Here is a 24535-nt window from a genome sequence, read left to right on the forward strand (position 1 = left end):
CCTTTAATTAAAAAATAGCTGATAAATTTTTGTTGCTTCTGTGATATTTTCTGTACCATGAAGTAACACACGTCCGTTTTTAAAAATAACAAACTGATACGTTTGGTAATCAAAGCTGAGAACGGCGGGATTTTCATTATAAGTAATTTGTTCTTCTTTAAGTCGTTGTTTGATTGCTTCATAATTACTTTTTTGTGTTAAGTGAAATTGAACCGTATCTCGACCGCAGAGTGCAACTGCTTTTTTAGAAAATGGTTTCTCAAAAGTAGCTTGAGAGGAACATCCAGAACAATTGGACCGCTTGTTTACTTGAAGTGAGCGAAACGTGAATTGCCAATTATCTACTTGGTAATATGTATTTGTTGCAAAATCTGGCTTTAAAATCATTTGGGTAAGGAGCGAAACTTGCATGCCGGCGATAATAGGTATAAGCGCGCCATCCACGCCAATGACATCGCAACTCGCAGTATTGATTTGTGGTAAATCACCGAGTAAACAGAGTAAACAAGCAGAGTTTGGTGGGATAATCGGCATGATATTCGCATAATTGCCCGCACAAGAAGTGAAAATCCAGGGAATTTGATAGTTAAAAGCAAACTGATTCAGCACTTCTCGCGTTGTAAAATTATCCGTGCAATCTAAAATATAGTCAACTTTAGTAGCAAAAGTAGCTAGACTCTCCGAAGTCACATCATCCACTAGATAATCGATTTCAATCTCGCTATTAATTAAACGGAGTGCTTTGCATGCTGCGTATGCTTTGGCTTGTTTTTCAAGTGCATCTTTTTCTGTGAAAAGGGATTGGCGTTGCAAGTTGCTCCACTCCACATAATCACGGTCTATTAAAAATAGTTTTCCGAATCCCATTCGTGCGCAAATTTCAGCCGCATAGGAACCGATTGCACCAACACCAACAATTAAAATCGTTTTAGTTAATAGTTTAGCTTGGCCAGATTTTCCAATAGTTGTAACACGCATTTGTCGATCATAGCGTTCCAAGTTCTCACCTTCTTTCTATTATATTTTACCAGAAAATAACGAAAAGAGCCTGTAAAAGTAGTTTTGATTTATGTTTGCAATTTGTCGCGGCTATCTTCTATAATGAGTAAAACATACTAAAAATTAGAGGTGCAAACTATGAAGCAGAAACTAGAAACATCTAAATTTTATCCTGCCTCCCCAGTCTTTGTTTTAACCTATTTAAATGAAGAGGGAAAGCCACAAATGTCAACGGGATCATCCTCTTATACACTTGGAAATACGATTGTTATTGGTGTATCAGCAGAAAGCAATGCGAGTAAACAGTTGTCTGCTCAGAAAAGATTCGCACTTCAATTTCCCAACACAAAGCAGTTCGCGCTAATTGAGCAAGGCGGATTTTCTTCAGGAAAACGACAAGATAAAATTACTGCTCATCAAATCCAATTAACAGGCAGTGAGAATGGAGGAGTTCCATACATAGACAGTTGTCCGATTGTTTTTGAATGTCAGGTGAAGCAAACTGTGTCAGACGGAGAATATCATACCATTTTTGCAGAAATTAAAACTCGCCTAATGGAATCAGCGCTTATAGATGATGAAGGAAACTTTATTCATGAGGAACTAGATTTGGTCCTTTTTTCGGGTGATGCAAACGAACGTAAATACCGTCAGCTAGCAAATACACTGGAAACTGTTGGTGGTCATTAAAGCTAATAGAAAACCCCCGCAGAATTTTTCTACAGAGGTTTTCTAATTTAACCAAATACATCCACATCCGGTGGCAAGTAAGAGGGATTTTCTTTATTAATATGGTCATAAAACATAATTCCATTCAAATGATCTATTTCGTGTTGAACTACAATAGCGGGGTAGCCTTTGAAACGTAATTTTAATGGTGCGCCATCTTCATCAAAAGCATCGATAGTAACACGTTCACTACGAACAACATAACCCGGAACTTCACGGTCGACAGAAAGGCAACCTTCTCCGCCAGAAAGACAGGCTTGTTGAACAGAGTGACTACGGATTTTTGGATTATAAAGCACATAACTATAAAGTCGATCTTTTTCATCATGGACATGAATCGCTAAAAAACGCTTTGTTACGGCAAGTTGAGGTGCAGCAATTCCAACACCACCACGCAAGCCATATTTTTCAGCAACTTCTTCATCTTGACTATTAATTAGAAATTCGAGCATCTCGCGCCCTAATTTTTTTTCCTCATCTGAAAGCGGAAATGTCACTTCACTAGCAACCTTACGTAGCGCCGGGTGACCTTCTCGTACAATATCGTCCATCGTAAGCATGATTTGATTCTCTCCTGTTCTTTAATAACATATCTTTATTTTAACAAAAGAACGAAAAAAAAGGAATGAAAGATTACTTTCTAATAAAAAACAACGTATCAATAGGGCTAAAGACATATTTGTTAAAAATAAGAAAGTTTTAAAAACGAACAATACAACGGTATATCCAGAAAATGTTCGTATAAACTAAACGATTAAAAATTTAATATGTTTGTGAATTCACAAACTATATAGAAGTTGCAAACAAAAAGTCAAAATAGGTGTGATAATGCGAGAATTGCAATATTATATAACAGTTTGCTTCTGTTTCATCTTTTTTTAATACAGAAGTGGAAAGCGAATGATTTAAGTAATAATGCCATTGTAAGCGATAAAATAAATAGAGACCAACTTATTGACTTCATAATCTTGGTAGTGTAAATTAAGAGAGAAGATTAGTGTATTAATATTTTTTGTTTTTTGATTAAAACAGAAATGGCTTAATAATAAAAAGAAAAGTGCTTACTTTTTTACCAAACATTGTGAAAGTTTGATAACATTTTCACATAATTTCTCGGAATCGATGTTTTTATTGCTTTTTTTGTGGTAATAACTGGGAGAGGTGGCGTAACTAATTATAGGATTTTACAGAAAAGCTTCCGGAATTGCTTCTTCTATAGAACAACTTTTCTTTTACTATGCTACTATTATTAATACACAATCAGGATGGCAGCTATAGATACATCCGTTCAGTTGGAATGAGGGACCGGACCAAAAGCGAAATACGCAGCATTCCTGCTAACGAGAAACTAAAGCTGTACAATGTGAATGACGAAAGGGTGGATACGAAATGGCTTCTAAAACAAAGAAGGCTATTATCGACGTAAAGAAACAATTTGAGGCTGTTCATAAACAATTTGAATTGGTTCAAATTTTGAATGAAAAAGGAGAAATCGTAAATCCTGATTTAATGCCGGATTTAACAGATGAAGAGTTAGTAGAATTAATGACTCGTATGGTTTGGACTCGTGTACTTGACCAACGTTCTATCTCACTTAACCGTCAAGGACGTCTAGGTTTCTATGCTCCAACTGCTGGACAAGAAGCTTCTCAACTAGCAAGTCATTATGCACTTGAAAAACATGATTATATTCTTCCAGGATACCGTGATGTGCCTCAACTTATCTGGCACGGACTTCCCCTTACAAAAGCGTTCTTATTCTCTCGTGGACACTTTGTAGGTAACCAATTCCCAGAAGATTTAAATGTATTATCACCACAAATCATCATCGGTGCACAAATCGTGCAAGCTGCCGGTGTTGCTCTAGGTCTTAAAAAACGTAAAAAAGATGCTGTTGTAATCACTTATACAGGTGATGGTGGTTCATCTCAAGGCGACTTCTATGAAGGAATGAACTTTGCTGGTGCTTTCCATGCTCCAGCGATCTTCGTAGTACAAAATAATAAATTTGCGATTTCTACACCTCGTGAAAAACAATCTGCTGCTGAAACATTAGCTCAAAAAGCAGTTGCAGCTGGAATCCCAGGCGTACAAGTTGACGGAATGGATCCACTTGCAGTATATGCTGTAACTAAATTTGCTCGTGAACGTGCAGTTGCTGGTGAAGGCCCAACTCTAATTGAAACAATGACTTACCGTTATGGTCCACATACACTTTCTGGTGATGATCCAACTCGTTACCGTACAAAAGAACTTGACGGAGAATGGGAACTTAAAGATCCAATCGTTCGCTTCCGTACTTTCTTAGAAGGTAAAGGCCTTTGGAATGAAGAGAAAGAAAATGCTGTTATTGATCAAGCAAAAGAAGAAATCAAAGTAGCAATTAAAGAAGCAGACGCTACACCAAAACAAACAGTGACTGATCTTCTTAAAAATATGTACGAAACACCAACTGCTCCAATCAAAGAGCAACTGGCAATCTATGAAGCGAAGGAGTCGAAATAATCATGGCGCAAAAAACAATGATTCAAGCGATTACAGATGCGCTTGCAGTAGAACTTGAAAAAGACGAAAACGTATTAGTTTTTGGGGAAGATGTTGGTAAAAACGGCGGCGTATTCCGGGCAACTGAAGGATTACAAGATCAATTTGGCGAAGAGCGTGTATTTGATACGCCTCTAGCTGAATCTGGTATCGGTGGTCTTGCTATCGGTCTTGCACTTGAAGGTTTCCGTCCAGTTCCAGAAATCCAATTCTTCGGTTTCGTATTTGAAGTAATGGATTCCGTTGCTGGTCAAATGGCTCGTATGCGTTACCGTACAGGCGGAACTCGTACTGCTCCAATTACAATTCGCGCACCTTTTGGTGGTGGGGTTCATACACCAGAAATGCACGCGGACAATTTAGAAGGCTTAATGGCGCAATCTCCTGGTTTAAAAGTGGTAATTCCATCCACTCCATACGATGCAAAAGGTCTTTTAATCTCAGCTATTCGTGATAACGATCCAGTTATCTTCTTAGAACATATGAAATTATACCGTTCTTTCCGTGAAGAAGTTCCAGAAGGCGAATACACAGTAGAAATTGGTAAAGCAGCTGTTCGTCGTGAAGGTACGGATGTTTCTATTATCACTTACGGTGCAATGGTACAAGAATCAATGAAAGCAGCAGAAGCACTTGAAAAAGATGGCGTATCTGTAGAAGTTATCGATTTACGTACAATTAGTCCAATTGATGTAGACACAATTGTCGCTTCTGTTAAGAAAACAAATCGTGCTGTTGTAGTTCAAGAAGCACAAAAACAAGCAGGTATTGCAGCGAACGTTATTGCCGAAATCAATGACCGCGCGATTCTTTCGCTTGAAGCACCAGTTATGCGTGTAGCTGCTCCAGATAGCGTATTCCCGTTTTCTCAGGCAGAAACAGTTTGGTTACCAAATCATAACGATATCATCGAACGTGTAAAAGAAGTTATTGCATTTTAATTTATAATAACCGTTTTAAAACTTATGGGGAGTTTTAGAAGGGGAAAGAAATATTTTTATACTAAGGTTCAGTTTATCTGAACCTTAGAAATTACAGGAGGCTTAATAAAATGGCATATTCATTTAAATTACCGGATATCGGTGAAGGTATCCATGAAGGTGAAATCGTTAAATGGTTTGTACAACCAGGTGATAAAATTGAAGAAGATGAATCCCTATTTGAAGTACAAAACGACAAATCAGTGGAAGAAATCACTTCTCCAGTTTCAGGAACCATTAAAGAAATCAAAGTTGCTGAAGGTACAGTTGCCACAGTCGGACAAGTACTAGTAACATTTGATGGCGTAGAAGGTCACGAAGACGGCGCCGAAGAAGAAAGCGCAGCACCAAAAGCAGAAAACACAGAATCAACTCCTGCACCCGCACAAGCTAGCGGAAAAGGAATTTTTGAATTCAAATTACCAGATATTGGTGAAGGAATTCATGAAGGCGAAATTGTTAAATGGTTTATTCAACCGGGCGATAAAGTAGAAGAAGATCAGTCCATTTTTGAAGTGCAAAACGACAAATCTGTCGAAGAAATTACTTCTCCAGTAGATGGAACGGTTGAAGATATTTTAGTTAGTGAAGGAACAGTAGCAACAGTTGGTCAAGTATTAGTAACATTCGAAGGTGATTTTGAAGGAGAAGCTAGTCATGAATCTACTCCAGAATCTCCAGCAGAAGACGCTGCACTTGCAAACAACGATGCAACTTCCGCACCAGCAACGGGTGGAAACGGAACTCCATCATCTAAAAAAGATCCTAATGGCCTTGTAATCGCAATGCCTTCCGTACGTAAATATGCACGTGAAAAAGGCGTTAATATTGCTGAAGTAGCAGGTTCTGGAAAAAATAACCGCGTAGTTAAAGCGGACATTGATGCTTTCCTAAATGGTGAACAACCAGTTGCAGCAACTACTACTGCGAATGCAGAAGACAAAGCATCTGCTCCAAAAGCAGAAAAAGCGGCTGCGAAACCAGCTGTTGCAAGTTCCGATGCTTACCCAGAAACGCGCGAAAAATTAACACCAACTCGTCGTGCAATTGCAAAAGCAATGGTAAACTCAAAACATACAGCACCACACGTTACTTTAATGGACGAAATCGAAGTAACTGCTTTAATGGCTCACCGCAAACGTTTCAAAGAAGTGGCTGCCGAAAAAGGTATCAAACTTACTTTCTTACCTTATATGGTGAAAGCTCTTGTTGCAACGCTTCGTGACTTCCCAGTGCTTAATACAACTTTAGACGATAAAGCAGAAGAACTTGTCTACAAACATTACTTCAACGTTGGTATTGCAGCAGACACAGACCACGGTTTGTATGTACCAGTAATCAAAAATGCGGATAAAAAATCTGTTTTTGCAATCTCTGACGAAATCAACGAACTAGCTGGAAAAGCACGTGATGGTAAATTAACAGCTGACGAAATGCGCCATGGTTCCGCAACTATTTCTAATATCGGTTCTGCCGGCGGACAATGGTTTACTCCAGTAATTAACTACCCTGAAGTTGCTATTCTTGGCGTTGGTCGTATTGCGCAAAAACCTATCGTAAAAGATGGCGAAATTGTAGCAGCACCAGTACTAGCACTATCCTTGAGTTTTGATCACCGTGTAATTGACGGCGCAACTGCTCAAAAAGCAATGAATAATATTAAACGTTTATTAAACGACCCAGAATTATTACTAATGGAGGTGTAACAAAATGGTAGTAGGCGATTTTCCAGAAGAAAGAGACACCATAGTCATCGGCGCAGGTCCAGGTGGGTACGTAGCCGCAATTCGAGCAGCACAACTCGGACAAAAAGTGACCATTATTGAAAAAGAATATTACGGCGGTGTTTGTTTAAACGTCGGATGTATTCCTTCTAAAGCACTTATCACTGTTGGTCACCGTTTTAAAGAAGCGAACCACTCTGATAACATGGGAATCACAGCTGATAACGTAAGCTTAGATTTCACTAAAGCACAAGAATGGAAAGGAAGCGTCGTTAACAAGCTTACATCAGGAGTTAAAGGCCTTCTTAAGAAAAATAAAGTAGAAATGTTAGAAGGAGAAGCGTTCTTCGTGGATGATCATTCTTTACGTGTGATTCACCCTGATTCCGCTCAAACTTATACATTCAATAACGTTATCATTGCAACAGGATCTCGTCCAATCGAAATCCCTGGTTTCAAATATGGTAAACGTGTATTAAGTTCTACTGGCGCACTTGCCCTAACAGAAGTTCCGAAAAAATTAGTCGTAATTGGCGGCGGATATATCGGAACAGAACTAGGTGGCGCATTCGCTAACTTAGGAACAGAACTTACCATCCTTGAAGGCGGTCCAGAAATTTTACCAACTTACGAAAAAGATATGGTTTCGCTTGTAAAACGTAATCTGAAAAGCAAAAACGTTGAAATGGTTACTAAAGCACTTGCAAAATCTGCTGAAGAAACCGAAAATGGCGTAAAAGTAACATATGAAGCTAACGGAGAAACTAAAACTATCGAAGCTGACTATGTATTAGTAACAGTAGGTCGTCGTCCAAATACAGACGAAATTGGTTTAGAACAAGCAGGCGTAAAAGTAACTGAACGTGGCTTAGTAGAAGTAGACAAACAAGGTCGCTCTAACATTCCAAACATTTTTGCAATTGGTGATATCGTTCCTGGTGTTCCACTTGCTCATAAAGCAAGCTACGAAGCAAAAATTGCTGCTGAAGCAATCGCTGGTGAAAAAGCAGAAAACGACTATACAGCACTTCCAGCTGTCGTTTTCAGTGATCCAGAACTAGCAACAGTTGGTTTGACTGAAAAAGAAGCAAAAGAAAAAGGCTTTGATGTAAAAGCTGCTAAGTTCCCATTCGGCGGTAATGGTCGTGCACTTTCTTTAGATGCACCTGAAGGATTTGTTCGTCTAGTGACTCGTAAAGAAGATGGCCTAGTTATCGGTGCACAAGTTGCCGGAATGAACGCTTCTGATATTATTTCAGAAATCGGCTTAGCAATCGAATCAGGCATTACTGCAGAAGACATCGCACTTACCATTCACGCTCATCCATCACTTGGAGAGTTAACAATGGAAGCTGCTGAACTTGCTTTAGGTCGCCCAATCCACATGTAATACGAAAAAAGCGGAAATATCCATTGATGGGTATTTCTGCTTTTTTTTATGAATGAAAATTTTAGTTCATTTTTTGAAATTAATTACCCGTTTTAGAAAAAAAGTAGTATAATATAAAAGGTGAACTTAACAAGTCAAATCTAATTGAATCAGGTGAAAAAATGGAGAAACAAACAGCAACTTGGAAGAAAGCTCTATTTTGGTGTGGATACGTCATAGCGGGGATTTGCTTTTTATTAACAATCGTTGCTTTTATTGTAGGCTTTATACACCATATGCATGATACAGGTGGATGGCGCTCAGTTATTCAAATTCTTGAAACACCAATCACAGGTTTTATAAAAATGACTGGCGGCTATATTGGAAAAGGAATTTTGGAAGTTATTATCTTAATTATCGTAAGTTATGTACTACCAATTTTTTTCTGTTTTGCAACCTATCGTTTAAAAGCAAAACGGCGTGAAATGGCTTGAAAATAAGATTATTTTGTAAAAAGCAAAGCGAATAGGCTATGCTTTTTATTTATGTGGTCAAGTTAGTTTATTCTAACTAGTAAGCATGCTAAAATAATATTAGAAGACTTGATGAGGAGGAGATAATCGTGGCATCTAAGAAAAAGAAAATTGTCATTATCGGAAGAAGCAATTTACAAAGCCTCTACATTCATACAATTCTTTTGAAAAAACTTTCAGCTGAAATTTACTTGATAGATGAACTAGCTAAGTCAAGTGTTCAAGATTTTGAGTATGCAAGTTATTATCACCCTGCTGCAACTACTAATATTGGTAGTTTTAATGAGTGTAGAAATGCAGATTTAGTTGTTTTCTTCCAAGAGGAAATGTCTGATACTAGCATTTCTAAAGAAGAAAACCTGGCACTAATCAAAGAAAAAGTGAAAAAGATGATGGCGACTGGTTTTCAAGGGAATGTTATCGTCGCCACTGCGGAAAGTAATGCTGTTGCTGCATTAATTAAACGCTTTTCTGGATTACCAGCTAACCAAATTGTCACACTAGGGACGATGCTCGCAACTTCCTATTTTCAAGTAGAGATTGCGAAACTATTTAAAATCAGTCCGAAAAATGTTCATGGTTATATAATAGGAGATAATAGAACGGACGTGATTCCAGTTTGGAGTAGGGCTTTTCTTGGTGGGAAACCTATTTTAAGTTATTTAACAGAGGAACCAAAACGGCTTACCTCAGAAGACTTACAAAATCTCGCAAATCGGATGACGGAGATTCCTGACTTTCCTTTTGAAAATAAAGATGGTTGCACGTTTCGTTTTAGTACGGTGACAGTGCTTGCTGAATTAACAGAAGTAATTTTACGAGACGAGGCACGTGTGCTTACTGTAGGCGTTGAAGTGAGGTCAGCGTATGGATTAGATGAGCCAGTCTTTGTAAGCGTACCGGCTGTTATTGGCGCTTCTGGTGTACAAGAATTATTAGAGCTTAACTTATCTGACGACGAGCAAAAAGAATTAAAACAAATCGCGACAAAAACGACTCAGAAATTAGAAGCAATGCAACTTGATAAAGGAGGAATCAGTTAATGGAATACAGTTATCCATTAAATCCAGACTGGACGACCGAAGAAATGACGATTGTTGTGCAATTTTTAGAGGCAATCGAACGCGCATATGAAAAAGGAATTGAGACGCAAGAACTGAAAGAAAAATATCGCGCTTTTAAACAAGTAGTCCCTTCAAAAGGAGAAGAGAAGCGCCTAGGAGCAGATTTTGAAAAAGCAAGTGGCTATTCAGCTTATAAAGTGATGCAGCTAGTAAAAAATGCCACAACTAGCAAAGTGAAAATGCAACCATAATTAAGAGGAGGAATTTTTTCATGGATATTAGTCAAATTAAAGCAAACATGGTAACACCGGAAGTAGGAATACACGTAGGAGATAAATCGGCTTCTGTTAAAGTAATGTCATTCATTAATTTACGTTGTCCTTTCTGTCGTGAATGGAATGAAAAGTCACAAGAGGTACTAACAGAGTTTATTCAAGCAGGCAAAATCGAGCTTATCATTAAACCTTTTGATAAAGAAAAAGAATCACTTCAACGTGGAAATGTGGCACACCGTTATTTAGACTATTCCACACCAGAAGAAACGCGTGAAACAATTAATAAAATTTATAGTACTCAAGGTGATTGGGGAAATCTATCTTTAGAGGAAGTAGCAACCTATATGGAAGCTACTCTAGGATTAATAGAGCAGGATAATAAAGAAGCATCTGAAAAAATTATCCGTGAAGCAAATGAAGCGAACGTTGTGTTTGTTCCAACAGTTATTGTTGGCGAACATATCTTTGATGAACATATTAGCCCAGAACAATTACGTACTTTATTGAACAGTGAATTAGCTAAATAAAAAGAATACCGAATAAATGAAGTTAAATCAATTTACTTCTTTTAAAAAAGGATTTGCTTATTCTCCGTATAGAGGATTCCAAATCCTTTTTTATTTACTCTGATTTTTATCACATCGAAACTTCATAATATCGACAAAAATATTTAGCTAGAAAATCTATTTTACAAAGAAGCGGAAGAAAACTTTTGTGCAAGTAAACGCAGAAAACAAAAGGAAGAAGTAAAAAGAGTAGTCAATTATAACTGAAATTTTGCAAAAAATAAGCTTAAAGACAATATTTTTCTTCTTTTTCGAAGTTAAGGGAAAGAGATTGTTGTCTCATTTTGTATGTGTAAAAGCTACTTAAATATATAATTTTAATATGTTAAAATATAGAAGTGGTAGGAGAAAGGAGCAAGAAATTGTTAAAAGAACGTATTAATTTTTTACTACAGCAAAAAGGAATGACAAGAAAAACACTTGTAAATGGTCTTGTAACATTACCACATTTTTCAAATATTCTAGCTGGTCGTTATTTATTAGCAGATGACATAGCTAAACAACTCGGTAAACGCTTAGGGGTGACGGCAGATTATATACTGCGGACAGAAGACAGCTCTTTAGTAATTAACAACCAAGCTGACAAATTTTTTCGCCAAGTTGTATTGTTTCAGCAAGTGAATGATGCGTATGTGGCTTCGATACCGGAAAAAAATGATGCATTTGTAATTGAACTTTCAACTGCATTGATGAAAGCTTGTTATTTTCAAGCGACGAACAATCGGGCAAGCTATCAAGCATTACATGAAACATACTTGAATTTTTATTTGGAAAATTTTGATGATTCATCGATTTTAACATTACCACTGCCGTTAAGAAAGGCTTTTTTCTATTACAAGTTACAATTTTATCGATCCAATTCAAAGTTAGAAGAAAGTATTAGCTATATAGAACGGTTATTGCCAATGCTGGAGGAAGATGCAGAAATTTGGATTGCCGTAAAGAAAATAGAGATGGAAGTTTTAGTAGCGCTTAGATTATTCGATAAAGCGAAAAAAAGTTTTGAAGATACGCTTCATCGGGTACAAACCGAAAATCTATCTCATCATCTTTCTAGCCTTTATATTGCAGAGAGTGCATATTGTTTTTATTTGAAGCTTTATGGAGAGGCATTTGTTAATTTAGCCAAGGCAGAAGAATATTTAGTTTATATGAATGATTCAGCTGGTTCGTATTTAGTCACTATTTTTAATAATCGTATTTTAATGCTGATTGCAACAAATCGATTGGGTGACGCCGCGCAGGAAGTGGAACGCTTTGAAAAATATCTTCGCCAACAAAAGAATATAGATACAACATTTTGGACATTAATTGAACTACATAAAGCGGATATTGCATTAGCTGGTGGTGCAGTTGCGACATTAGAAGAAATACTGGCAGGCCTACAAAAAGCGAATAAAACATCGGACCAAGTATACGCAGTAAAATTTTATCAATGCCAGTTAGCGCTTTTACAAGAAAATTTTAAAACAGCAGAAGCGATAGCGGAAGAATGCTTACTATTTTTCGAACAAGCAAATAGTGCTAATAAGCTAATTTTGATTTATGAAACGATTGCTATCTGCGCAGAGCAAACAAGACAATATAAGAAATCTTCGGATATGTATAAAAAAATGACACAATTATTAAAAATGAATTGAGGGGAAATAACAATGAAAATAGTAGGAAGTTTAGGAAGAGCAATTGGTCTTATAATGATTTTTGGATCAATGGCATATATTTTTTTAAATCGAGATAATATGGAGGTTTTCTCTTCATCGGCCTTTCGATATACACTATATGGCGGAATAGCAATCCTCGTTATCAGCAGTATTTTACCATTGGTGTTATCAGGATTTGGCGGACGAGTTAAAAATGGAGTTCCTGCATTAGGGATTATTGAATCAGTTAGGCAAACGGGAACATATATAAACGAGCAACCGCAAGTAGAATTAAAAGTACAAGTAACAGAGGAAAGTGGCGAACAATTTGATACAACGATAACCACGATAATCCCATTAACACAATTGGCGAGTTTTCAAATAAATTCCCCAATCAATGTTCTTGTAGGTGAAAATCGAAAAGTAGGGTTGCCAAAAGCGGGAGATCCAACACTGTCGCAAGAAAAAATGCAGTCCATATTTAATGTGGTAGCTGTGAAAAAAGGATTGATAAGTAAAGAATCACTAGAAATTAGTCAAAATGGTGTAGAAAGTTATGCGACTGTAAAAGCAATGAGACCAAGGGGTTCACTTACAGCAGAACGTGTGGAGTTAGAGCTAGATTTGGACTTAACGAAAGTAGATCAAAGTATCGTACCTGTTAGCGTAGTAAAAACATTTCCTGGCTCCAGTGTAGAACAACTGCAACCTGGTCGTGTGGTTTCGGTTATTTATCTACCAAATCAACCTGAAAAATTAGTAATTAAAACGGTAGCAGATGCAAATACAGCTCAGTCGGCTTTCCAAAGAGGCTAAATAGAGATTGGTATTAAAATAAACGAATAAATGAGGATTAGAAATGAGCAATAATTCAAAAGCAAATTTGGCTATTTTTATCGCAATTTTATCTTTCATGAGTATCAACTTTTCTTTTATAGCTGTACCGAGTTTAATTGGTATTATTTGGTTAACTACTAGTATTATAGTATTAGTGGTAATGATTATTCTACTCATTCTACTTAATAAACAAGCTAAAAACGACATAGAGGCAGCCTCAATTCCCTTAGAGGCAACCATCACGTGGTGGGAAACAAGTGGTAGTGCAGAAAGAGGAATCATGTTCTATTTAGTATTATCTATTCCTCGAAAAGGAAAACAAATAGAACGTGCTTATTCTACTTCTGGGGGCATTGGTATCGTTGAACTAACACAATTTTTAAATCAGCATCCATTTGGTTCAAAACTAACTATTTTAACAAATGGCAAAGACTTAAAAGTGATTGTGTTAGAAGAGATACAACTTGTTATGTCGAATCATGGAGAAAAGCTGATATTAGAACGTTTTCACAAATCTAAAAAACGTTAATCAATAGAAAAAAACGAATGTACTGTCTAACAAATAGTTAGATAGTACATTCGTTTTTTGTAGTAGTTAAAAGAATTTCCTCCGCCAAAACACAATCGCAAGTGCGCCGGCAATTCCAAACGCAAAACCAAGTGTTAGCATCCAGGCCATTGACATATCCATAAACGGTAATTTAACATTCATTCCGTAAAAACTAAATACCATTGTAGGAATAGTTAAGATGATAGTAAAAGAGGTTAGAAATTTCATCACGATATTCATGTTGTTGGAGATAATTGAGGCATAAGCATCCATCATCCCACTTAGAATATTCGAATGAACTTCCGCCATTTCGATTCCTTGGCGATTTTCAATTATAACATCTTCCAGTAAGTCTTGATCTTCCTCGTACATTTTAACGATGTTTTGACGCATCATTTTATCAAGGACAACTTTATTGGATTTAAGGGCAGTAACAAAGTAAACCAAACTTTTTTCAATCCCCATTAAATCATACAACTGTTTATTTTTCATTGATTCATGTAATTCTTTTTCGATTTCATCTGTTTGGCGGTTTAAGCGTTTTAAGTGCCGTAAGAAAGTCGTTGAAATCATATATAAAATTTGTAAGGCGAATCGAGTTTTCATATGCGTATAAAAGCCTTTAATACGGTTTCGGATAAATGATTGCACAATGGAAGAATCAATCGTACAAATCGTAATAAAGTAGTCTTTCGTAATAATTATCCCCATTGGAATGGTTTCAAATGAAGCATAATGAATATCATCTTCATCTACTACTGGAAAGTCACAAACAATTAAAACGGAATCAGAATCATCGTCACGTTCAATCCGGGCGCTTTCATCTTTATCTAGTGGATCTTCTAAAAATTCTAGTGGGATTTCATAATTATCAGCAATTCTATTAATTTCTTCAGAAGTAGGGGCAACGATATTAATCCAACAATTGCGGGTTACTTCTTCTAATTCCATTAGTTTGCCATTTTTATCTGATTTGAAAATTTGATGCATGCTCTTTACCTCCTTTTTTTAACAGGTAAATTTCACGCGGCTTAAGTTTCGTTCCCGTGAAAAATCACCTGTATGAATACTTCGATGCGGACCAGGGTCACTTGCTGTTTGCTGTTCCTTTTTCACGTTCCTCAACTCCTTCAAACCAGTAATAATTCACAACTCTACCATTATACCTAGATTATTGCTATTTGTACATCTTTTATTGCAAGGAAGCCTTATAGAATGGGATTAATTCATCTAGTACAGATTCTGCTTCTTTTAGGAAAGTTTTTCCAGGTGTCAAAATGTCTTCATCAGGCAGGAATATTTTCCCAACCAAAAATTCGCCTTTTTTTACATCACGAAAACGTTCTAAAATTGGAACTAACTCTCCGTTATGTACAGGATACGTTTTTTCTGCGGTGTGATCTGGCGAAATCGCAAAACTATCTGGTAAATGAGCAAATAATTTTGTCTCTTTCAAAAAACGATTGGCAATTTTAGTGCTTTGTTCATTTTCATATATAAAAGCTAACCAAATAAATAGGTAATTATCAAATAGTCCAACTTGAAAATGTGGATGTTTTTTATAGCCGCGTTTATCATGACAAATCGCTAACCAAGTGCTTTCTGGGGGATTGACCGAACGTCTTTGATGCCGCGCAATATGTAAAAACATTTCCTCACCAAGCTCAGCACTTAAATAAGTTGTTAATACTTCACCAACCGCTTTAAATTTTGGTTGAATATCATGTTGAATTCCAGCCATTCTTGCTTCAAGGCCAGGAATTTGCATTGTCTTAAAATCTTTCTTCGTAAATCCTTTAAAAGTCATCTGATTTCCTCCTAGTTTTACATATAGTTTGATTATACGAAAGTTAAGTTCTGAGGGAAAGAATCTTGTTCTATTCAGATAATTCATTTTTTGTGATAAAATAAACAAAACAAGTTATGAAGAGGTGTGCGTATGGATAGCGAAAAGATAGATTATTTAGCTCGGTTATGGATTATGGAAGCAGCAGCGAAAATCAAGAAGTCGTTTAAAGAAACATTAGATATCGATATAAAGTCTGGTCGAAATGATTTAGTAACTAATATGGATAAAGAAACGGAAAGCTTTTTTGCGGGACAAATCAAAGAACATTTCCCTGAGCACAGATTATTTGGTGAAGAGGGTATAGCGGACTCCATTACAGATTTAAACGGCGTTGTTTGGATTCTTGATCCGATTGATGGGACACTTAATTTCGTCGAGCAACAAAGAGACTTCGCCATTTCACTGGCCATATATGAAGATGGTAGTGGAAAACTTGCCTATATTTATGACGTCGTGCGAGATGAACTTTACTTTGGAGAAAAAGGAAAAGGGGCGACAGTTAATGGAAGGCCAATTCAAAAAATAGATCCAAATCGTGAACTTCAAGACGCTTTACTCATTGCTAATTTAAGTGTGACCAGAAAATTTCCGACGATGTGGGAAGCGGTAAAAGTATCACGCGGCTTACGACTTCATGGTGCGGCTTCACTTGAGTATATGGATGTCGCAACAGGACGAGCAGGGGCATATCTGTCCGCGAATTTAGCACCATGGGATATTGCGGCTGGGAAAATTATTGTCGAAGAATTGGGCGGAATTGTAACCCGAATGGATGGCGAAAAAATCAATATGTTAGAAAAAGGAACTTCTATGGTTGCAACACCTAAAATTCATCAAACGCTATTAGATAACTACCTGCCTTAAAGAAAGCGCTCAACATAAAAAAATGCCTTTTCAGAAAATAAAAATCGTGCTAAATCCGCTTAGCTGTGCTATAATAGGTAAGTTGATTTAAACGAGACGATAGCGACGGAGGAAAATAAATCTATTTTCCTCTTTCTTTTGGCTAATCTTCACGATAAATGTTTGGATTTTTAATTTAGGAGGAAACAAGATTGAATTTAAGAAATGATATTCGTAATGTAGCAATTATTGCCCATGTTGACCATGGTAAAACAACGCTAGTAGACCAATTACTACGCCAGTCAGGTACTTTCCGTGACAATGAAACAGTTGCAGAACGTGCGATGGACAACAATGATTTAGAAAGAGAACGCGGTATTACCATTTTAGCAAAAAATACAGCGATTAAGTATGAAGATACACGTGTCAACATCATGGATACACCTGGACACGCCGATTTCGGTGGAGAAGTAGAACGTATCATGAAAATGGTGGACGGGGTTCTTTTAGTAGTGGACGCGTATGAAGGTACAATGCCTCAAACACGTTTTGTACTAAAAAAAGCACTAGAACAAAATCTAACACCAATCGTCGTAGTTAACAAAATTGACCGTGACTTTGCTCGCCCAGAAGAAGTTGTTGATGAAGTACTAGAACTTTTCATCGAACTAGGTGCAAATGATGATCAATTAGAATTCCCAGTTGTTTATGCTTCTGCAATCAACGGAACTTCAAGCTATGATTCCAATCCAGCAGAACAAAAAGAAACAATGAAACCACTTTTAGATACTATTATTGAACATATTCCAGCTCCAGTTGATAATAGTGACGAACCACTTCAATTCCAAGTTTCATTACTTGATTATAATGACTATGTTGGTCGTATTGGTATTGGCCGTGTTTTCCGCGGAACAATGCACGTTGGACAAACAGTTGCTTTAATCAAACTTGATGGCACTGTAAAACAATTCCGTGTAACGAAAATGTTCGGTTTCTTCGGACTAAAACGGGACGAAATTAAAGAAGCAAAAGCTGGTGATTTAGTAGCGCTTGCAGGAATGGAAGACATCTTCGTTGGCGAAACAGTAACACCATTTGACCACCAAGAAGCACTTCCACTTTTACGGATTGACGAACCTACGTTACAAATGACTTTTGTAACTAACAATAGTCCTTTCGCTGGTCGTGAAGGTAAACACGTAACAAGTCGTAAAATTGAAGAACGCTTACTAGCAGAACTTCAAACAGATGTATCGCTTCGTGTAGAACCAACAGCCTCTCCGGATGCATGGGTTGTTTCTGGACGCGGAGAACTACATTTATCGATTCTTATCGAAACAATGCGTCGTGAAGGTTATGAATTACAAGTTTCTAAACCAGAAGTTATCATTCGTGAAATTGATGGCGTGAAATGTGAACCAGTAGAAGACGTTCAAATTGATACTCCAGAAGAATTCATGGGGTCTGTTATTGAATCTATTAGCCAACGTAAAGGTGAAATGAAAAATATGATTAACGATGGTAACGGACAAGTTCGTTTACAATTCATCGTTCCAGCTCGTGGTTTAATTGGTTATACAACTGATTTCCTTTCAATGACTCGTGGTTATGGTATTATCAACCATACATTCGATAGTTACCAACCAATCCAAAAAGGACGCGTTGGTGGACGTAGCCGTGGCGTTCTTGTATCAATGGAAACTGGTAAATCAACTACTTACGGAACAATGCAAGTAGAAGACCGTGGTACGATTTTCATCGAGCCAGGTACTGATATTTACGAAGGTATGATCGTTGGGGAAAATAACCGTGATGGCGATATTGCTGTAAATATTGTGAAAGCAAAACAAATGACTAACATTCGTTCTGCTAACAAAGACCAAACAAATGTGATCAAAAAGCCACGCCATTTATCGCTAGAAGAATCATTAGAATTCTTGAACGAAGACGAGTACTGTGAAGTAACTCCACAATCAATCCGTTTGCGTAAAAAAATTCTTAATAAAAACGAACGTGAAAAAGCAGCAAAACGCTCAAAAACTGCTGAATAAGATAATATCATAAATAAACAAGCTAACTTGATGATGGTTTTATACCAAATTTAAGTTAGCTTGTTTTTATTGTATATTAAGAATAAAAAAGTAGGAAAGTCCTTGGTAACAGGTCTTTCCTACTTTTTTTATGGGCAAAAGGATGGTTTATTTTACAAAGTATCCACGTTTCATCCAGCCCGTTTTTCCGTTATACGTAATTTGATAGAAGTCATTAGTAAGTGTAGTGCTATTTAAATCAACTTTAGCACCCTTAGGAATGGTTACGACTATTGGGCTATCCCAAGTTGGACTTTGACGTAAATTTACATTGTTAGCTGCGTACAATGTTTCTAAAACAGAAGCTGTAGAGAAATAATTCCGCTTCATCCAGCCTGTTTTCCCATTAGCAGCCGTAACTTGGTAGAAACCATTGTTTAAAGTTGTATTATTGAGCTTAACTTGCGTGTTGACTGGGATTGTAGCAGAAATAGAACTATTCCAATCAGGTTTCGAACGAAGGTTAATTGGAGATGAAGCATAAAGTGTTTCGAGAACCGGTTGCTTGGAGAAATAGGAGTCTTTCATCCAGCCAACTTTCCCATTTACTGTGATTTGATAGAAGCCGTCTTTTGCTGTTGTATTATTTAGAGTAGCTTTATCGCCTTCTTTAATAATGAAAGCGATGGGGCTTTCCCAATTAGCCTCAGTTCTTAAATTAATAGCTGACTTGGCATAAACGTCCTCTAAAACAGGTTTGTTAGCAAAATAAGATAATTTCATCCAACCAGTTAAGTCATTGTACGTAACTTTGTAAAAACCATTAGAGTTTGTAGAGTTATTAATAGTAACTTTAGCATTTGTTGGAATTGTCCCTACAATAGCGCTATCCCATGAAGCAGATTTTCTTAAGTTTATATTGCTAGCTGCATAATAGGTTTGAAGAACAGGTTGTTTGGAGAAATAAGATAATTTCATCCAGCCTGTTTTCCCATTAGCAGCCGTAACTTGGTAGAAACCATTGTTTAAAGTTGTATTATTGAGCTTAACTTGCGTGTTGACTGGGATTGTAGCAGAAATAGAACTATTCCAATCAGGTTTCGAACGAAGGTTAATTGGAGATGAAGCATAAAGTGTTTCGAGAACCGGTTGCTTGGAGAAATAGGAGTCTTTCATCCAGCCAACTTTCCCATTTACTGTGATTTGATAGAAGCCGTCTTTTGCTGTTGTATTATTTAGAGTAGCTTTATCGCCTTCTTTAATAATGAAAGCGATGGGGCTTTCCCAATTAGCCTCAGTTCTTAAATTAATAGCTGACTTGGCATAAACGTCCTCTAAAACAGGTTTGTTAGCAAAATAAGATAATTTCATCCAACCAGTTAAGTCATTGTACGTAACTTTGTAAAAACCATTAGAGTTTGTAGAGTTATTAATAGTAACTTTAGCATTTGTTGGAATTGTCCCTACAATAGCGCTATCCCATGAAGCAGATTTTCTTAAGTTTATATTGCTAGCTGCATAATAGGTTTGAAGAACAGGTTGTTTGGAGAAATAAGATAATTTCATCCAGCCTGTTTTTCCGCCATAACTAACTTTATAAAAACCATCCTCTGTCATGGAATTTTCATCTATAATAACGGCTGAACCTTCTGGAATATTGATAATGATATTACTTGACCAGTCTGCTGTTGCTCTGAGGTTGACTGCTGATTTAGCATAATATGTTTTATTAACAGGAACAGTTAATTCATTATATTTATAGTTAACTAAATCAAAAAATTCATTAAAAGTGTATCCCCATTTAGCAAAATAACCGACTGGATCACTATGAGTAGTTCCCCCTAAATAACGACTTACAGCATCATGTGACCAAACTGTTCCGATACCGGTATTATGTGCATTCACAGGGATTAATCCATACTGCTTTAAGTTATAAGCAACATAATAAGCATCATTATTAATAGATTTGTAAAACTTTTCTTTTGTTTTTTCACGTACTAACTCAGATTGGACAAAGTATGGATTGGCTTTTGGTCCTGCTCCCCATACTGCATACTCGGTTGGGTGTATTTGTATTATACGACTGCTGTCTACAAAAGTGTGAACAAATGCGTTTTGCCAGTTATTTGTCATATAATTAATTTCACTAGTAATAGTAGAATTATCATTGGCTGTTTCATGGACAACAAAACCTCTAGGCTTGCCATAACCATCTTTATAAACAAATTGGTCAAAGTTTTTTATTTGTTGTTCAATTACTGGGTTAGTATAGTGTTGATTAATAATATATTGATTTGCTGAAGAAAGACCTTGTGAACTAGAAAAAAGGCGTGGGGATCTGTCTGTAGCTGCATCACTTGTTTCTTCAGTTGGTTTTGATTCAGCTTCCTGCTTTTCTGCTTCACTTTGCTCTTTAGGAGTGTAAATGGATTCGTTTGTATTATCATTCAGAATTGTTTCAGCATCTATAGGAGAGCCGCTTGGAGAATCCTCTGCCAATACAGGAGTGGAAAGCGATAAAGTAGATAGGAGTGTCAAACCTAAAATAGTAGTGATACATTTTCTTTTATTTTTCAATACAAAAATCCCTTCTTATTTTTATTATACATTAAAGAATATCTGATTTTATTGCAAAAGTATAGCCCATATAATAAACTGTAAACAAAACGATATAAAATTAAGTCGATTATCCTAGACAAGATAGCCAAAAGTAATAGATAATATAAATAGAAATGAAATATGAGTTTTTAGGAGAGGTTTTAATGAAAAAGGTAAGTTTAATTTTTGTTGTTATAGGAATATGCTTGTTAACTGCATGTGGAACTGATAATGATGAAAAAAAAGCAGAGCCAAAAGAAACGGATGTAGCTAAAAATGATATGAATGAGAATAGTAATAAAAAAGCTACTGAAAAAACAAATGAAAACGAACAAGGACAAACTGATAAATCAAGCGAGAAAGAACAAGAACAGCCTAGTGAGACGATTGAAAAGAAAACAGATGAAGCGACAGGAACAAATGGTACCGAGAAAAAAGAAAGTAAACCAGTACAACAAACAGCGGCAGTTAGCTCTATTTCTCTAAGTGAATTTAATGAATCGGCAACATCACCAATCACTGGAGGCGAAGTTACGACTGTTTACACGGGAACTAATCCGAAATATGCTTTTTTTGGACCACTTAATATAACAATTAGTAAGTATAAAGTAGAGAGTGTGGCTGGTTCTGACAAGCAAATTGATGCTTATTCACCAGAATCGTATTTAGGTCGACGTGATGGTTACGTGATTACCCTTGATGTCATTGTTGAAAATACAACTAATTCGACAATCACATATAAAACAGACCGCATGTCGCTAACTGGAAAAGATATTTCAAAAGGAGCAAGTAAAGAGAACTTTATTCCAACTGAAAGAATACTTAATAATAGTAGCGATGAATTTCCAAGTATGACGAAAAAAGAAGGATATATTTCCTACATGTTGAATCAGGAAGATTATGATAAATTAAAGCAGTCTACCAAATTAACTGCTAACAACCCTAATGATTTTAATTCACCTGCTATTGAAGGAAGTGTTAAAGGGAATATTACATTAGACTTTCTAATTAATAAGTAGATGATAGTTTTAATTAGAAAGGAAAAAGAACGGGAATTGTAGTGAACCAAAAATTTTGATCTTTTGTAGAGTGGATTTTCCCACTCTATTTTTTATGCAATAAATTGTGTGATTCACTCATTTGTATTCAAATTCAAAAACGGGAACTATATTTTGTAATAAAAATACCGACTTCCAAAATTTAACTTTTGGAAGTCGGTTCAAATTCCGCGCTATTATTTACTAAATTTTTCAACTCACTATTTGAAATCACGACTGGTTTATGGAAATTAAAATGACCAGAATTAACACGGCTGATAGTATTGATAGCTACTCGATGTTCACATTCAGGGCATAAATACATTCTAATAGGTTTGTTACGTAATTGCTTTGTTTTAAATTTGCGATTGTCTAGTTCATCTACACGTTCGCATAAAATACATTTTGCATTCAATTTATCTTCACCTCACACAAGTATTATAGCATGATTATCGAAAAAGGCGAGTAAAAGCGGATTTTTCAAAAATTTTCGTCCATTCATGTTTGCGTGGCTTTTAAATTATGCTATACTATTGTTATCTAGTATTAAAATTTACTTGGGGGAGTTTTCCCTAAGATGAAAATAAAGCGCTTATCTTGGCGTATGATAGGGGGTTCTGTGATATGGCAAATAAAAAAATAAATCACAGAGAAGAGGCAGTCGAGCTTCTGAAACAAGATGCAAAACGAATCTTACAGTTGATTAAAGTCCAAATGGATAATTTAACATTACCGCAATGTCCAGCATATGAAGAAGTACTTGATACCCAAATGTATGGTTTATCACGTGAAATTAACTTCGCAACCCGCCTAGGATTAATTGAACCAGAGGAAGGGAAAAAATTAATTTCCACACTGGAAAAAGAATTATCCGCCTTACATGAATTATCCATGAGTAAAAAATAATTGATTAGTTGAAAAGATGGCTGATTTTTTCAGGCATCTTTTTTGTTGGAAATAAACAGGTTGAAAAATGAGTCAAAAGGCGGATGAGATTCTCCTTTTCATTTTAAGGTCTTTTCCTTTATAATAGAAAGAATAGAAAACAAGATGGGATACTACTTCTCAGGGATTGGGCGATGCTAATGTTTAAACGAATTTTAAAATCATATGATTACGCTTTTATAGCTGTATTTATACTCCTGTGTTTATTTGGGATTATAATGATTTACAGTGCCAGTTGGTCACTAGCCATTGGAAAAGATTTGCCAGCAGATTATTATTATATGCGCCAAGTAAAGAACTTCATTATAAGTTTTATCTTTTTTATTCTTTTTGCGCTCGTCCCCTTTAAATTTTATCAAAATAACAAAGTATTAATGTTAATTGTGTTTGGGACTATTGGTATCTTATTATTAATCTTTTTGATTGGTAAAACTGTAAATAATGCCAATAGTTGGCTGGTTGTAGGGCCACGTTCATTACAACCAGGGGAATTTGCGAAGTTAGCAGTCATCATTTACATGTCTGCAATTTATGCGAAGAAACAGAGCTATATTGATGATTTTAACCGTGGTGTTTTGCCGCCGATTTTCTTTTTAGCTTTTGTTTGTTTTCTAATTGCCATCCAGCCAGATACTGGGACAGCTTTTATAATTTTCTTAGTTGGTTGCTGTATTATTGTGACTTCAGGAATGCGGCTTCGAACGATAATGAAACTGATTGGAATAGGACTTGGTGTTCTTGTGGCGCTCACGCTTATTCTGTTCGCATTACCAGACAGTGTTCGAGACGAAATTGTGTCACCAACCAAGGTAGCACGGATTACCACGTTTATGAATCCTTTCGAATATGCGGATAAAGAAGGACATCAATTGATTAACTCGTTTTATGCAATTGGTTCAGGAGGCGTCTCAGGACAAGGGCTTGGTGAGAGCGTTCAAAAGCTGGGTTATTTGCCAGAAGCGCATACCGATTTTATTATCGCGGTAGTTGCGGAAGAATTGGGTGTTTTCGGAGTGATGTTCATTATTTTAGGATTGTTTTTCCTCATTTATAAAACGATTAGTACCGGTTTGAGGGCAAAGGATCCATTTGCTTCATTAATGTGTTACGGCATTGCTAGTTTGATTGCGATTCAAGCCTTTATTAATTTGGGCGGGGCAAGTGGACTTATTCCGCTTACCGGTGTAACGCTGCCATTTATTAGTTATGGTGGTTCCTCTTTAATGGTGCTTTCGATGATGATTGGAATAGTAGCTAACATTTCGATGTTTAATAAGTATCATCGCGTGTATAATGCAGATGGTTCTAAACAAGTAAAACCTAAAAAACAAAAAAGAAGATAGTTTGCCTTAGAAAAAGCTGTGGAAATGGCTTTTTCTTTTGTTTATTATACCGCATGTTTTTGGCTATTCAGCTCCGTTTT

At 36.4% G+C, this 24535-nt stretch carries 23 protein-coding genes; 17 read left to right on the forward strand and 6 right to left on the reverse strand.

Features of this window, described 5'->3' with window-relative positions; all coding sequences use genetic code 11:
- Positions 1-3 precede the first annotated feature (3 nt).
- The gene (locus tag JL53_RS05990) at positions 4-999 is read right to left on the reverse strand and encodes a ThiF family adenylyltransferase (protein ID WP_038407067.1); all 996 of its coding nucleotides are present in this window, start codon (positions 997-999) and stop codon (positions 4-6) included.
- A 138-nt stretch (positions 1000-1137) separates the two neighbouring features.
- Here JL53_RS05990 and JL53_RS05995 point away from each other — a divergent pair, with 138 nt between their 5' ends.
- The gene (locus tag JL53_RS05995; RefSeq protein ID WP_003719273.1) at positions 1138-1689 is read left to right on the forward strand and encodes a flavin reductase family protein; all 552 of its coding nucleotides are present in this window, start codon (positions 1138-1140) and stop codon (positions 1687-1689) included.
- A gap of 47 nt (positions 1690-1736) precedes the next feature.
- Here JL53_RS05995 and def read toward each other — a convergent pair whose 3' ends face one another.
- Positions 1737-2288, reverse strand: a complete 552-nt coding sequence (gene def / locus JL53_RS06000) for a peptide deformylase (protein ID WP_003719274.1) — start codon at positions 2286-2288, stop codon at positions 1737-1739.
- A gap of 829 nt (positions 2289-3117) precedes the next feature.
- Here def and pdhA point away from each other — a divergent pair.
- The 11 genes from pdhA (at position 3118) to JL53_RS06055 (ending at position 13789) form a co-directional block, all read left to right on the forward strand.
- Positions 3118-4233, forward strand: coding sequence for a pyruvate dehydrogenase (acetyl-transferring) E1 component subunit alpha (gene pdhA, locus JL53_RS06005; RefSeq protein WP_003719276.1), 1116 nt, complete (start codon positions 3118-3120; stop codon positions 4231-4233).
- A gap of 2 nt (positions 4234-4235) precedes the next feature.
- Positions 4236-5213: an alpha-ketoacid dehydrogenase subunit beta gene (locus JL53_RS06010; protein WP_003719277.1), complete on the forward strand. Its 978-nt coding sequence runs from the start codon at positions 4236-4238 to the stop codon at positions 5211-5213.
- Between the two features lie 110 nt (positions 5214-5323).
- On the forward strand, positions 5324-6958 hold the full coding sequence (locus JL53_RS06015) for a dihydrolipoyllysine-residue acetyltransferase (protein ID WP_038407068.1): 1635 nt from the start codon (positions 5324-5326) through the stop codon (positions 6956-6958).
- Positions 6959-6962: 4 nt separating this feature from the next.
- The gene (lpdA, locus tag JL53_RS06020) at positions 6963-8366 is read left to right on the forward strand and encodes a dihydrolipoyl dehydrogenase (RefSeq protein ID WP_003746786.1); all 1404 of its coding nucleotides are present in this window, start codon (positions 6963-6965) and stop codon (positions 8364-8366) included.
- A gap of 161 nt (positions 8367-8527) precedes the next feature.
- On the forward strand, positions 8528-8839 hold the full coding sequence (locus JL53_RS06025; RefSeq protein WP_014092474.1) for a hypothetical protein: 312 nt from the start codon (positions 8528-8530) through the stop codon (positions 8837-8839).
- A gap of 128 nt (positions 8840-8967) precedes the next feature.
- On the forward strand, positions 8968-9921 hold the full coding sequence (locus tag JL53_RS06030) for a Rossmann-fold NAD(P)-binding domain-containing protein (RefSeq protein ID WP_003719281.1): 954 nt from the start codon (positions 8968-8970) through the stop codon (positions 9919-9921).
- On the forward strand, positions 9921-10193 hold the full coding sequence (locus JL53_RS06035) for a UPF0223 family protein (protein WP_014092476.1): 273 nt from the start codon (positions 9921-9923) through the stop codon (positions 10191-10193). The genes JL53_RS06030 and JL53_RS06035 overlap by 1 nt, the downstream gene beginning before the upstream one ends.
- Positions 10194-10213: 20 nt before the next feature.
- Positions 10214-10744 (forward strand): DsbA family protein, encoded by a 531-nt coding sequence (locus tag JL53_RS06040; protein ID WP_038407069.1) that lies wholly within the window; start codon positions 10214-10216, stop codon positions 10742-10744.
- Positions 10745-11145: 401 nt separating this feature from the next.
- Entirely contained in the window at positions 11146-12423 is a 1278-nt protein-coding gene (locus tag JL53_RS06045) for a hypothetical protein (protein ID WP_003719285.1), read from the forward strand.
- A 12-nt stretch (positions 12424-12435) separates the two neighbouring features.
- Positions 12436-13239 carry a hypothetical protein gene (locus JL53_RS06050; protein WP_038407070.1) on the forward strand — a complete coding sequence of 268 codons (804 nt, stop codon included), beginning with the start codon at positions 12436-12438 and terminating at the stop codon, positions 13237-13239.
- Between the two features lie 43 nt (positions 13240-13282).
- Entirely contained in the window at positions 13283-13789 is a 507-nt protein-coding gene (locus JL53_RS06055) for a hypothetical protein (protein ID WP_038407071.1), read from the forward strand.
- 66 nt (positions 13790-13855) lie between these two features.
- Here the strand turns inward: JL53_RS06055 and JL53_RS06060 are convergent, their stop codons facing one another.
- Together JL53_RS06060 and JL53_RS06065 are read right to left on the reverse strand one after the other, a co-directional pair.
- Positions 13856-14800 carry a magnesium transporter CorA family protein gene (locus JL53_RS06060; RefSeq protein WP_003719288.1) on the reverse strand — a complete coding sequence of 315 codons (945 nt, stop codon included), beginning with the start codon at positions 14798-14800 and terminating at the stop codon, positions 13856-13858.
- A gap of 202 nt (positions 14801-15002) precedes the next feature.
- A complete protein-coding gene (locus JL53_RS06065) occupies positions 15003-15617 on the reverse strand; it encodes a YktB family protein (RefSeq protein WP_003719289.1) in 615 nt (204 codons plus the stop codon).
- 132 nt (positions 15618-15749) lie between these two features.
- Between JL53_RS06065 and JL53_RS06070 the strand changes: the two genes are divergently transcribed.
- Positions 15750-16523: an inositol monophosphatase family protein gene (locus tag JL53_RS06070; RefSeq protein ID WP_003719290.1), complete on the forward strand. Its 774-nt coding sequence runs from the start codon at positions 15750-15752 to the stop codon at positions 16521-16523.
- 191 nt (positions 16524-16714) lie between these two features.
- Positions 16715-18553 (forward strand): translational GTPase TypA, encoded by a 1839-nt coding sequence (gene typA, locus JL53_RS06075; RefSeq protein ID WP_003719291.1) that lies wholly within the window; start codon positions 16715-16717, stop codon positions 18551-18553.
- A gap of 147 nt (positions 18554-18700) precedes the next feature.
- Here the strand turns inward: typA and JL53_RS06080 are convergent, their stop codons facing one another.
- Positions 18701-21109, reverse strand: coding sequence for an N-acetylmuramoyl-L-alanine amidase (locus JL53_RS06080; protein ID WP_077916408.1), 2409 nt, complete (start codon positions 21107-21109; stop codon positions 18701-18703).
- A 185-nt stretch (positions 21110-21294) separates the two neighbouring features.
- On the opposite strand from JL53_RS06080, the gene JL53_RS06085 reads away from it, so the two are divergent.
- A complete protein-coding gene (locus tag JL53_RS06085; RefSeq protein ID WP_038407072.1) occupies positions 21295-22149 on the forward strand; it encodes a DUF5068 domain-containing protein in 855 nt (284 codons plus the stop codon).
- A 181-nt stretch (positions 22150-22330) separates the two neighbouring features.
- On the opposite strand, the gene JL53_RS06090 is transcribed toward JL53_RS06085, so the two are convergent.
- Positions 22331-22582 carry a YlaI family protein gene (locus JL53_RS06090; protein WP_038407073.1) on the reverse strand — a complete coding sequence of 84 codons (252 nt, stop codon included), beginning with the start codon at positions 22580-22582 and terminating at the stop codon, positions 22331-22333.
- Positions 22583-22791: 209 nt separating this feature from the next.
- Here JL53_RS06090 and JL53_RS06095 point away from each other — a divergent pair, with 209 nt between their 5' ends.
- Entirely contained in the window at positions 22792-23073 is a 282-nt protein-coding gene (locus tag JL53_RS06095; protein WP_003719294.1) for an Fpa/YlaN family protein, read from the forward strand.
- Positions 23074-23252: 179 nt separating this feature from the next.
- Entirely contained in the window at positions 23253-24455 is a 1203-nt protein-coding gene (locus JL53_RS06100) for an FtsW/RodA/SpoVE family cell cycle protein (RefSeq protein WP_077916409.1), read from the forward strand.
- Positions 24456-24535 lie beyond the last annotated feature (80 nt).

It is taken from the genome of Listeria ivanovii subsp. londoniensis, assembly GCF_000763495.1.
Lineage (GTDB): Bacteria > Bacillota > Bacilli > Lactobacillales > Listeriaceae > Listeria > Listeria londoniensis.